The organism is Endozoicomonas sp. Z74 (genome assembly GCF_057680865.1).
In genome coordinates, this window is sequence record NZ_JBLYZI010000139.1 from 1 (window position 1) to 11,262 (window position 11,262).

At 51.3% G+C, this 11,262-nt stretch carries 11 protein-coding genes; 5 read left to right on the plus strand and 6 right to left on the minus strand.

From position 1 onward, the window contains the following. The first annotated feature begins 277 nt into the window (after window positions 1-277). A complete protein-coding gene (locus ACNRUY_RS24135; RefSeq protein ID WP_488114227.1) occupies window positions 278-895 on the plus strand; it encodes a hypothetical protein in 618 nt (205 codons plus the stop codon). A 43-nt stretch (window positions 896-938) separates the two neighbouring features. On the opposite strand, the gene cydC is transcribed toward ACNRUY_RS24135, so the two are convergent. After that, the gene (gene cydC, locus ACNRUY_RS24140; RefSeq protein WP_488114228.1) at window positions 939-2,660 is read right to left on the minus strand and encodes a heme ABC transporter ATP-binding protein/permease CydC; all 1,722 of its coding nucleotides are present in this window, start codon (window positions 2,658-2,660) and stop codon (window positions 939-941) included. Continuing rightward, on the minus strand, window positions 2,657-4,513 hold the full coding sequence (gene cydD, locus ACNRUY_RS24145; protein ID WP_488114229.1) for a heme ABC transporter permease/ATP-binding protein CydD: 1,857 nt from the start codon (window positions 4,511-4,513) through the stop codon (window positions 2,657-2,659). The genes cydC and cydD overlap by 4 nt, the downstream gene beginning before the upstream one ends. A 319-nt stretch (window positions 4,514-4,832) precedes the next feature. Here cydD and trmJ point away from each other — a divergent pair, with 319 nt between their 5' ends. Beyond that, window positions 4,833-5,609 (plus strand): tRNA (cytosine(32)/uridine(32)-2'-O)-methyltransferase TrmJ, encoded by a 777-nt coding sequence (trmJ, locus tag ACNRUY_RS24150; protein ID WP_488114230.1) that lies wholly within the window; start codon window positions 4,833-4,835, stop codon window positions 5,607-5,609. Further along, window positions 5,602-6,102, plus strand: a complete 501-nt coding sequence (locus ACNRUY_RS24155; RefSeq protein ID WP_488114231.1) for a GNAT family N-acetyltransferase — start codon at window positions 5,602-5,604, stop codon at window positions 6,100-6,102. The genes trmJ and ACNRUY_RS24155 overlap by 8 nt, the downstream gene beginning before the upstream one ends. Here the strand turns inward: ACNRUY_RS24155 and ACNRUY_RS24160 are convergent. After that, window positions 6,055-6,759, minus strand: a complete 705-nt coding sequence (locus ACNRUY_RS24160; RefSeq protein ID WP_488114232.1) for a pseudouridine synthase — start codon at window positions 6,757-6,759, stop codon at window positions 6,055-6,057. The genes ACNRUY_RS24155 and ACNRUY_RS24160 overlap by 48 nt on opposite strands. 165 nt (window positions 6,760-6,924) lie before the next feature. Between ACNRUY_RS24160 and ACNRUY_RS24165 the strand changes: the two genes are divergently transcribed. Continuing rightward, window positions 6,925-7,725: a type IV pili methyl-accepting chemotaxis transducer N-terminal domain-containing protein gene (locus ACNRUY_RS24165; RefSeq protein WP_488114233.1), complete on the plus strand. Its 801-nt coding sequence runs from the start codon at window positions 6,925-6,927 to the stop codon at window positions 7,723-7,725. A 330-nt stretch (window positions 7,726-8,055) separates the two neighbouring features. Then, on the plus strand, window positions 8,056-9,165 hold the full coding sequence (locus tag ACNRUY_RS24170) for a P1 family peptidase (RefSeq protein WP_488114234.1): 1,110 nt from the start codon (window positions 8,056-8,058) through the stop codon (window positions 9,163-9,165). A gap of 137 nt (window positions 9,166-9,302) precedes the next feature. On the opposite strand, the gene ACNRUY_RS24175 is transcribed toward ACNRUY_RS24170, so the two are convergent. The 3 genes from ACNRUY_RS24175 to ACNRUY_RS24185 form a co-directional block, all read right to left on the minus strand. Then, on the minus strand, window positions 9,303-10,265 hold the full coding sequence (locus tag ACNRUY_RS24175) for a methyltransferase domain-containing protein (RefSeq protein WP_488114235.1): 963 nt from the start codon (window positions 10,263-10,265) through the stop codon (window positions 9,303-9,305). A gap of 141 nt (window positions 10,266-10,406) precedes the next feature. Continuing rightward, complete coding sequence (locus ACNRUY_RS24180; RefSeq protein ID WP_488114236.1) at window positions 10,407-10,886, minus strand: hypothetical protein; 480 nt, start codon at window positions 10,884-10,886, stop codon at window positions 10,407-10,409. An 87-nt stretch (window positions 10,887-10,973) separates the two neighbouring features. After that, on the minus strand, window positions 10,974-11,262 hold a 289-nt coding region (locus ACNRUY_RS24185), incomplete at its 5' end, for a transposase (RefSeq protein WP_488114237.1).

An 11,262-nucleotide genomic window follows, 5' to 3' on the forward strand; every position in this document is an offset into this window, starting at 1 on the left:
CCGGAAATACCTTGTGCATCACCGGCAATGGGTGAGGGCGGCAGAGTTTTATGGAGGACACCGATCTGCTCTGGGGACATCATGGGTATGGACTTCAGGATGTCTTGGAATTGCTGAGGTTTCATGGCTGGAACTCCACTTTACACGACAATTCTCATGCTCAGGGAGTATAGACCATGTTAGCAACATTTAATTTGAACAGCGCCAGAGCGCCCCTTTTCACTATCTTGCCTTTAGATACTTGCCTTCTGGTTATAGCCTCACAGAGACACAAACCATGAACACCCAGTCAGCTATAGCCCAGGCCATCCAACTGCTGAGTGAAGAACGTATCGAAGCCGCGATTGATTCCCTTAAAACCGCAGTCAGAACGGCCACAGTCCCAGCTCCCTACCCCGGCAGTGAGCTTCAAATACTGGATGCTCCAGACCAGGCAGTAAGATCAGTAAATAACTGGGTCAGATACTACTTTCAGGACGATTCTGAAATATTACACACCTTAAAAGCACTCTTGATGAAATACTACCAAATCATTGATTCAGATCTGGCCATCAATATACGATCCGAGCTGCATTGGCATTTCAGCGCCCCTCCTGAATTGTGCTCTTCCTGCGCAGAAACATTGAAAAAACAGTATAAAAAAAAGCAGACTATTCCAAAGGACAATCTAATGACAGCGCTTATGAAGATGAGTAGGGTTCTTGATGGATGTAAAACCTGTAAAAGCAATTATCCCAAAGTAGACTTAGCCTATCTAACAAAAGAAAATGCAGAAAAGCAAGATCAAGCAGTTTTATACTTTATTAAAAAGCCACTTGTAAAACCGCTAGCACCATTATGGCATCATCCCCACACTGAAGGTAACCCGGTCTTGATCGAACCTGACCTGGATTGACCCCTGTCAGGATTGATCCTTCAATCCTGACAGATGTGTTAAGTCACCTCACTCTGTCAACAATATTCATCAATCGCCCATCCACCATCCGGTATACCCGGTCCATTCGCTCAAGCATGGCGATCTTGTGAGTGATCATGATGACCGTCCGGCTACGGAAACGGTTCAACACTTTCTCCAGAAGGGCATTCTCACTGATCACATCCAGGCCTTCTCCCGGTTCATCCATCACCAGCACCGGAGCCGGTTTCAATAATGCCCGGGCAATGGCCAGCCGTCGCTGTTCCCCGCCCGACAGGGGAACGCCCCCCTGACCAATCCAGAGATCCAGACTGTTTTCAACTGATTCCCCCTGCTGGACGGCGGCCAGAGTATCCAGCCCGGTCAAACGAACCACTTCAAGCAATTGTTCCTCACCGGCACCGGGAGCCGCCAGTTTAAGGTTATCCCGGAGCGTGGCACTGAATACATGGGTTTTCTGGGGCACAAAAGTCAGGGTGTTATAAAGCGTGGACTCCGTCAGGCTCTCTACCCGCTGACCACCAATAAGAACTTTCCCCTGATACGCATCCAGCCCACGGCTTAACAGCTTGATCAGTGTCGACTTACCACAGCCCGTCTTACCCACGATCGCCACATGATGTCCCGATGGGATGGTTAACGACAGTTGGTCGATGACTATGGTTGTTTCGGTAGCGAGCTTATTCTCACCGGCGCCATAACCGCTGGAAACCTGGTGAAAGACCACTTCACCGTCCTCTGGCTGGCAACCGTTATTTTCCGGGAAGGGGACTACCGGGCGGTGAACCACTTCCTTCAACCGCGCTGCCGCATGCCGGGTATGACTCAGAAACTGGAATGCACCGGGCAATGGCATCAACGCCTCAAAACCGGCCAGCATGGCAAACACCATCATCACCATCACCGGGCCACTGATCTGACCGGATGCCAGCTCACCACTGCCGAGGTAGAGCACCAGCAGTGCCGCCAGTCCCGAACCTGCTACGAAAAAGGCGGACCCCAGACCTTCCAGTGCGGCCATTTTGCCCTGATCGGTGTTCAACAGCCTTTCAGCTTCCCCAATGGTCTCCCGGGTGGACCGGTCGCAGCCATAAATCTGCTGCTCAGCCATGCCCTGCAGGTAATCCAGAACCACCTGTCTTAACCGGGCCTGACGGACGCCCATTGATTCACCGGTGTTTCGGCCAAGGCGGTAAAACAGCAATGGCATTAATAGAATCCAGCCCACCATCACCAGAAAAACCACCATCGCCAATGTTGTGCTGAAAAACCACAGAAACAGTGTCAGCAGACCTGTAACCACCAGCGCCGATAACAGCGGGCTGATCATTCTGAGATACAACTGATCCAGGGCATCGATATCCGCCACCAGGCGATCCAGCAGTTCAGCCTTACGGTATTGCCCAAGTTGTTCCTGGGACACCGGGATCAACTTGCTGAAAAACCAGACTCGCAGCCAGGACAGCAACCGGAAGGTGGCATCATGGCTGACCAGGCGCTCACCGTAACGGGCCGCCGTTCGGGCTATGGAGAAACCCCGGACCCCCGCCCCCGGGGTGAAGAAATTAAAGGTCTGGGCGGTGGCCAGAGTCAGGCCGGCAATGGCCGTGGAGGTAATAAACCAGCCGGACAGGGACAACAGGCTGAGACTGGCCAGCAACGTGACAATCGCCAGTAGAATCCCCAGGGAAAGCAGCCCAAGGTGGCGACGATACAGCTTGATAAATGGCCACAGATCACTCATTGCTCTTCTCCCTGTCCTGTACTTTCACAGCCATCGCCACGATCATCAAGAGCAGCATCCTCAACGCTGCGGCTCTGACTCTGAATAAAAGACTGATAGTGGCTTGAGCTCCGGGCCAGTTGATCCGGCGACCCATTGGCTACCAGTTGCCCCTGTTCCAGCATCAGAACCCGGTCCATCGTCGCCAGTTGATTCAAACGGTGAGTAATGGTGATCACAGTGCAATCCCTGTCAATGGCCTCCAAAGCATCCAGTACCAGGGTTTCGCTGGCAGGATCAAGGCTGGCGGTGGGTTCATCAAGAATCAGCATTTTTACCGGCACAGCCAGAGCTCTGGCCAGGGCAATCCGCTGAGCCTGCCCCACCGACAGGTTGCCCCCCTGCTCCAGCAGCGGGCTGTCGAGCCCATCCGGCAGTTTCTCAAGAATATCCTGCCCCTGAGCTCTCTCCAGTGCGTTCAAACATTGCTCCCGGGATACATCACGGCCAAAGGCAATATTGTCATAAACGGAGCCATGGATAATCAGGGGGTGTTGTCCCAACCAGGCAATCTGACGACGCCAGTCATTCAGTTGAGTCTCGGTCAGGGACTGCCCCCCCATTCGAATGTCACCCTGGAATTGCCAGAAGCCCATAAGAGTATTGACCAGCGTCGTTTTACCGGCACCACTGCTGCCAATGATTCCAACCCTGCTGCCAGCTTCAATGACAAACGACACCTGGTTTAACAGTACAGCCCCGGGCCGGGAAACCGGCAGTTCTGATACCGAAGAATGGGATGACGCAGCAGTCACCGTCAGGCCCTCTACCTTCAGAGTCATTGGTGAATTGGAAGTCATAGGCTTCAGGCCATGATGCTCCCGGGGCTCTTCCCGGGAGAGCAGTGCCAGGATTTCCTCAGTAGCCCCCACAGCCTTGGCTTTGGCATGATAATAGGTGCCCAGCTCCCTCAGGGGCTGATAAAACTCAGGGGCCAGAAGCAATAAAAATAACCCGGTATACAGGCTGACCTCACCGCCAAAGGTAATATGCCCCAGAAAGCTCATGCCCAGGAAAACCGCCACCAGGGCGATGGATACTGAAGCAAAAAACTCAAGCACAGTGGAGGACAGAAAAGCCAGGCGAAGCACCTGCATGGTTTTCACCCGAAAATCTTCGCTGGCCTGGGACAATTGCTCCTGGGCGTGGTCAGTGCGCTGAAACAGCCGCAGAGTCTCCAGCCCCTGAAGCCGGTCAAGAAAGAAACCACCCAGCCTCGACAGCGCCCGGAAATTCCTGCGGTTGGCCTCTGCCGCCTTCATGCCCACAAAGATCATGAACAGGGGAATCAGCGGTGCGGTTCCCAGAAAAATAATCCCCACCACCCAGCTCTGGGGAAACACCACCAGCAGCATGATCAGAGGAACCATAACCGCCAGGACCATCTGGGGAAGATAGCGGGCCACAAACTCCTGCAGTTCCTCCACCTGTTCCACCACAATGGCCGACCAGCTCCCCGCCGGTTTTTCCGCAATCACCAGAGGTCCCAGACGCCTGAGTTTATCCAGTATCATCCGGCGAACGGCCACCCGCACACATACCCCGGCCCGAAAGCCACAGAATTCTCTTCCCCAGGCGCACACCCCACGCAGCAGTATCAATAGTAATGCACTGGAAAACCGTCCTGTCAGCGCTTCAACCGGTTCTCCCTCCATGACCAGTTGGTGAATAATCTCCGCCAGTAAAGCGGCCTGCCCCAGCAATAAAATGCCACTGAGCAAGCCCAGCCCCATTGAGGCTACCAGCCAGTATCGCGCGGGTTTTACCTGTCGCAACAACCAGCGATAGGCCTGTTTTTCCTTGGTTTGACTCATTCTGCCGTGCTACTCCAGAGCAGTGACTGTATACAGTGGGGGCATTTCCCGCTCATCGCGGATTTGGTCAGGCATTGTACATAAGTGAGGTACCGGGCTCTATCCAATCGCTTTCGGGCAAGCGTATTTTTACAGGGTGCTGACTACCTATGGGCGAGTATCCAGGCTGGCCTTTGCCCCACAGAGGCTTATATACCCAATGGATTTGAAGTTGCTACGCGGCGGCAAGGTCGCGAAGCCCCAGGAGCTTAGATTGACTAAGTGACTGGGGTGAGTGAACGCAGCCAACAAAGTAGCAACTTCAAAGGCGATGGGTATAATGTCCGGTCAATCGAAACAGCCATGCACTATGCTCCAGAATATCCGCATTATCCTGATCAATACCTTTCACCCGGGCAATATCGGGTCCGCCGCCAGGGCCATGAAAACCATGGGGCTCAGTGATCTGTGCCTGGTGACGCCACAGCGCTTTCCCGCACCGGAAGCAGAATCTATGGCCGCTGGCGCCCAGGACGTGCTGGCCTCTGCCAGGGTCGTAGACAGCCTTGACGAAGCCATCGCTGATTGCTCTCTGGTCATTGGTACCAGCGCCAGAGTCCGCAATGCCGTTTTCTCCAGGCCCATGCTCAGTGCTGAACAATGCGCCTCCCAATTACTGCAAAGCGCAAGGCAGTCCCCTGTTGCCCTGGTGTTCGGCCAGGAAACCATGGGGCTGACCAACAGTGAGCTGGAGAAATGCCATTTTCATACCAGCATCAGCGCCAACCCGGATTACCCGGTGCTGAATGTGGCTTCGGCCATACAGATACTCTGCTACGAAATCTTCAAGGCCTCAGAGCAGCTCCAGCCCCATTCTGCCACTGAAGTATCGGAACAGCCCTACCCTCTGAACCGGGAGCTGGAACAATTCTACCAGCACCTGGAAACCACCCTGGACGACATTGGTTTTATCGTCCGCCAACACCCCGGACTGGTAATGCCGCGGCTCCGTCGTTTTTTCAATCGGGCAAGACCCGAGTCGAAAGAACTGAACATGCTCAGGGGCATACTGAATGCGGCCCAGAAAGCCGCTGAAAACAAGGCCGATAATGTCTGAGAGGATGCCCGAGGATTACGGCTTTGCAGAACTTCCCTCCCTGGCTTTTCCAGTGGTCAACCGGTTCTTCAGGGACAATGGCCATAAAGGAAAAGCCCGCGGGGGTGAACGGGTCTTTGTTCTGAAACAACAGATGCTGGAAAAGACCGGTAACTCTGGCCAACAGGGAAAAATAATTGCAGCACTCAGAGCCTGTCCGAAATCCCGGGGTTATCTGCTGCGAAGCGTGTGGGTTGATCTCAGAATACGAAGACTTGGCCTGGGTTCACGGCTTTTAACTGAAACCCGTCGCCTTCTCTCTCCTGCGCCCTGCTGGTGCTACCCCTACTCACACCTGAAAGGTTTCTACCAAAAGTCCGGATTTACGGTCTGTTCCTCTGACCAGGCTCCGGAGGATATCGCCCAACCCTTTGAGCGATACCGTGACCAGGGTCATGATTTTTTATTAATGGCCAGCCAGCCTGAACAGCTGATCCATTTCACAGGCCGTTAACCTCCGGCTCTCTCCCTCTTCAAGCCCCTCCAACGTAAGATTCATCAGTCGAACCCGGTTGAGGTCGGTCACCCGGTATCCCAGAGCACGGCACATTCGGCGGATCTGGCGTTTCAGGCCCTGGGTCAGAATAATGGTAAAGGTGTGATCACTCTCACGAAAGACACTGCAGGGCTTGGTAACCTGTGAGCCATAACTCACCCCGGCTGACATGGCCTGGATGAAACCCTCAGAAACCGGATGATTGACCTGCACCCGATACTCCTTCTCATGGTAAAAGTCCGGGTGCAGAATTCGATGACAGAGATCACCGTAACTGGTGAGCAACATCAGCCCACGGGAGTTTTTATCCAGACGGCCTGCAGGAAAGAGCCTGGGCACACCCTCCCCCCGGGGTAAGTAATGAAGAATGCTGTCCGGATCACCGGGATCACAGACACAATCGATCCCCACGGGCTTGTGATAAATAAAGCAGGCTTTCTCGGGAGGCCTTTGAACCCGCTGGCCATTGACCAGAACTTCATCGGACTCACCGACCCGGTCAATATGCCTGCCAGCCTTTCCATTTAACTGAATCTGGCCGAGTTCAATCAACCGGCAAGCTTGCCTGCGGGAACAGACTCCAGCCTCTGCGATGTATTTTGCCAGGCGAACCATGGGTGTAATTTTTGACGAAAAAGAGATCAACTTTGATGTATTATGCGACAGCAGACCGACAAAGGTCGGTCACCGGCCTCGTGAACAACCCTGACTGGTACAGTCACTCCAATTGGCCATCCGGTGACCATTGTAACAAACTGCACAAACAAAATTGGGATAAATATGTTTACCGCTAACACCAGACACTGGCTTACCCTGTTCAGCCTGCTTGGGTTCATTCTGGGTTCTTTTCCCGCCCAAGCGGTGATCAATGATGCTGAAGCCATCAATAAATCCGGGCGTCAGCGCATGTTGAGCCAGAGGATTGCTAAAAACTACATCATGATGGGCTCTGAGATTAACCCGGAACAGGCTGCAAAAGAACTGGATACCAGTATGGCTCTGTTTGAACAGGAATTTCTGGAGCTTCAGGAGTATGCCCCCAACGATGCCATCAAAAAGAGTCTGGAAGAGGTTGCTGGAATCTGGAAAAACTACCGGCTTCAGGCTTTAACCCCTCCAAGCCGGGATAACGCACTGGATATTCTCAAAACCAGTGACCAGCTGCTGATAGCCAGCGATAAAGTAGTTCAGCAAATTGAAGCCCATGTGAACCAGCATGGGGGAAGGCTGGTCAATATTTCCGGCCGCCAACGTATGCTCAGTCAACGAATTGCCAAACTGTACATGACCCGGGCCTGGGGCATCAAAAATGACCAGGTCGACAGTGACCTCAACAAAGCCGTTGAGGAATTTGACTCAGCCCTGAATGAACTCCGGCAATCCAGTCTCAATACCAGCGACATCAACCGGAAACTTCGAAAAGTTCAAAGCCAATGGGATTTCACCCATGCTGGCTTCCAGATTGGCGATAAAGGCCATTACGTCCCAACCATGGTTTCAGTGACAACGGAGTCGATCCTGAAAAAGATGAATGAGCTGACCCATGACTATGAACAGTTAATGCTGAAGAAAGGCTCGTAAAGCTCATCTTATTTTATGATACACCGGCGTAAAGCCTCTAAACCGGTCAGCATAAGCATCAGAAAAAAGCGATGCACTCTTGCTGGCAGGCCAATATAACGCCGGTGTGTAATCTGGCAACCCCCCCGTTTATTCCGTATGCATAGAAGACATCTATTCCGGTTTTGCTGGCCCCAAATTTCGGCATGGTAAAAAACGGATCTTTGTCGATCCATTGCCCTGCTACACTTTATCCCTCTTCCAGAAGCTTCGGGGTTGTTGGTGATATCCCTTCGCATTAAACAGCGCCCTAATGCCTCTTTTATTTGCCGGTAGTGAACGGGTAGTAATGTGTATCAGACACATTGTAAATGTGCCCAGGTATTGGGTAAAAAGCTGTTATTCACGGGGCTTTCCGGCGTTTTACTGGGGTATTCGTTGATTATTATGGCTGATCATTCTTCAGAAAAAGCGTATACCCCCTCTGACATATTTGCCATTCAGGGGATGGCTATCGGTCAGACAAACGACCCTGACGGGCTAACCGGCGTTACAGTATTACGCTTTGACCAGGGAGCAACAGCGGCTGTAGATGTTCGGGGTGCTGCGCCGGGTACCCGCGAGACGGATTTGCTCAGGCCTGAAAATCTGGTGGACAAAGTACATGCCATTGTTCTATCCGGTGGCTCAGCCTTTGGCCTGGACAGCATGAGTGGTGTCATGCATTGCCTGGAAAAAGAAGAAATTGGCTTTGATACGGGACCGGCAACAGTGCCTATTGTTACCGGAGCCGTGCTTTTCGACTTGTCACTGGGCAGTGCCCAAAGCCGTCCTGATTCGCCTATGGGCAAAGCCGCCTGTTCCAATGCATCACGTACCAAACTGGTAGAAGGCAATGTGGGGGCGGGTACCGGTGCCACTGTTGGGAAAATAGCGGGAATGGAACGGGCAACCAAAAGTGGACTGGGTGTCTACAGCGTTACCTTGTCCGACGGTGTAACAGTAGGAGCGGTTATTGCTGTCAATGCCTGGGGTGATGTCACACAACACGGTCAGGTACTGGCAGGAACACGATCTGAAGACGGGAAACGTTTTATTTCCGGTATGCAATACCTTCAGGACTCAGGCAAAGCTCAGGGGTTTGTGGGAAGTAATACAACCATAGGAGTGATCGTGACCAATGCCACCTTGACAAAAGCCCAGGCCCTGAAAATAGCCCAGATGGGACATGATGGTTATGCCCGGGCCATTAAGCCGGTGCATACGATGTACGACGGAGACACCTTATTTACTGCAGCGACAGGAGAAGTCGCCATGAGCGATGTGAATACATTGGGCGTTGTCGCCGCAGATGTAGTAGAAAAAGCCATACATCGCGCAGTTATGGCAGCAGAGCCCGCAGGTAGCCTGCCATCTGCCCGTTCGCTTAGAAAAAGGGATAATGTTTTCATGCAGAAATAATCGGGATTACCGGGCAGCTTCTTTTTGCTGCCATTTTGTGAATGGCTTCAGACCTCTCCAGAGTGGCCTGCCTCCCTGGCAGCCTGAACCGGCTTTATATAATCCCGGTTCAGCTCTGTCACTGAACGTTAACCCCGTTACTTGCTCACCAAGGGCTTTCTTGCAAGAATCGCGATATTCGGGTTATGAAAGGGTAAGCTTGCATCAGCCTGCTTGCCTTTACCCTGATGAGTTTTCATTTGATCGATATGATAGACAAAACGATCCATCATCAACGTCATAAACCCTTCATAGAGATCGGGCCTGACTTGTTTAAGATACTTACCCTGCCTTAAAAAAGACCGGACAAAATCCCCTAGGGCTTTCTTTGATGGATACCAGGTGACCTGGTCCAGTTGTTCCAGACGAAGAATCTCAAAGCCCGCTTTCGTCAGCCACTGACGGTAGTCATCCAGGCTAAAATAGTAACTTTCTGGAGAATAGTGTTTCAGAATTTCTTTATAAGGCGGCTGCCCCATGGCATCCTTGATGGCCATGCCAAAAGGAAGCTGTGTTTTATCCGCAGCGGTCAGTACTGCCAGTGTGCCACCTGGGGTCATATGATCCCAGATGTTCTTCAGCGTTTTCAGCTGATCTTGCCTCGGGATCCAGTGAAGCGTCAGGGAAGAGACCACAAGATCAAACTGCCGGTTGATTTTGAAGGACTGACCGGTGGTTTGATAGAAATGCAATCTGCCATCCCGGCTGTTCATTTCAAAAGCGGCCTGCTTCAACATTGACTTGTTAGGATCTATACCTGAGTAACTCAGGGCTTTCGGGTATTTATGAGCAAAAGCCTTCAGAAGGATTCCGGTTCCACAACCCACATCCAGGATATTGTCAGCCCGTTCCGGGGAAAGATGATTGACCAGCCATTCTGCCATTTCCTGCTGCATGGCTGAGTGCTTCTGGTAAGTCTCCCCACTCCACTCCAGCTCGGTGATACTGATCGGCCTGTCCTGGCCGGGGCTTTCCGGCAAACTTTTTGCGTTGATAACCTCAGTCCCAATAATCAGAAGCAGAAAGGTCAGAAGCCATTTTTTTAAAACGTTTCGGTACATAAATCATAACCACGGCATTATTGATAACCAGTGTTCAATATAGACGTCCAGCTATTCTCATGTATCAATATCGATAATCAATTTAATTGATAAATGTAACTTAGTTTGACAAAATAGCGTTTTCGGATATTACCAGATTAATTAATCGTAAACCTTTCTATACTCTGCAATAAATTCGTCAGCTGTAATATTAGTCTTATTCGGGTATTCACGCTCCAAATGACGAATGACAGCCTCAACCGAACTCGGATTATAGGGCTCCCACGGCATTCTTTCTTTCAAAACTTCTACAAAATGCCTGATCTTAGGATCACGAACAACACAAGTTCCTTCATCATAACTGTCTAGAACATCAGGCTCACTTCTCGATATATTTTCTTGCCTCCCCATGGCAATAGCTTCAAAAAGTTCATCTACCCCCTCTCCTCCCTGGTGAATATTAATTCCTAAACTTCTCAGGCGATTTATATTAGACTGTTCGTTCTCTTCCTCTGGAAGTACGACATCTTCCTGATAGCTGTCATTTTGAGACTCTCGAAAACCTTCATGACCACCATTCAATGAGCTTAAGGCAGCATTGAACTCATCACTTGTATCCTGCTCTAACTGAGCCAGGTACATTTGAACTATCTCTTCGCGATGTCTTTCTTTGATTGACTTCTCAGGTTCATTTGAATGGGTAATAAGTGTATCTATAAATCTACCTGATTACCACTGAGCCTCAGCCAGCTTGAGAAGCCTTTCTGGCATTGGGCACGTACGTGCAGCCATACAGCCCAAGCGCTCTACCATTGCCCCAATATCAAAGCGCCGATTAAAGCGATAGCAGAACTCGGCAAGATAGCGTGGAAGGTGTTTTGGATTGATGCTGTGATAACTGCCCTTGAGAGAGTTCTTCACATTACCAATCATGGTATTTACCCACGTGAACAACTCATTATCCATTGACTCATACCCACCACCCGTTATTACGGACTCATGTGGATGGCCAGCATCA

Excerpts from the sequence above, each read along its gene's own strand:
- trmJ (WP_488114230.1), top strand. The coding sequence starts at position 4,833 with ATGTCCGGTCAATCGAAACAGCCATGCACTATGCTCCAGAATATCCGC.
- ACNRUY_RS24175 (WP_488114235.1), bottom strand. The coding sequence starts at position 10,265 with ATGTACCGAAACGTTTTAAAAAAATGGCTTCTGACCTTTCTGCTTCTG.
- ACNRUY_RS24160 (WP_488114232.1), bottom strand. The coding sequence starts at position 6,759 with ATGGTTCGCCTGGCAAAATACATCGCAGAGGCTGGAGTCTGTTCCCGC.
- ACNRUY_RS24180 (WP_488114236.1), bottom strand. The coding sequence starts at position 10,886 with ATGTACCTGGCTCAGTTAGAGCAGGATACAAGTGATGAGTTCAATGCT.
- ACNRUY_RS24165 (WP_488114233.1), top strand. The coding sequence starts at position 6,925 with ATGTTTACCGCTAACACCAGACACTGGCTTACCCTGTTCAGCCTGCTT.
- ACNRUY_RS24155 (WP_488114231.1), top strand. The coding sequence starts at position 5,602 with ATGTCTGAGAGGATGCCCGAGGATTACGGCTTTGCAGAACTTCCCTCC.
- cydC (WP_488114228.1), bottom strand. The coding sequence starts at position 2,660 with ATGAGTGATCTGTGGCCATTTATCAAGCTGTATCGTCGCCACCTTGGG.
- ACNRUY_RS24135 (WP_488114227.1), top strand. The coding sequence starts at position 278 with ATGAACACCCAGTCAGCTATAGCCCAGGCCATCCAACTGCTGAGTGAA.
- cydD (WP_488114229.1), bottom strand. The coding sequence starts at position 4,513 with ATGAGTCAAACCAAGGAAAAACAGGCCTATCGCTGGTTGTTGCGACAG.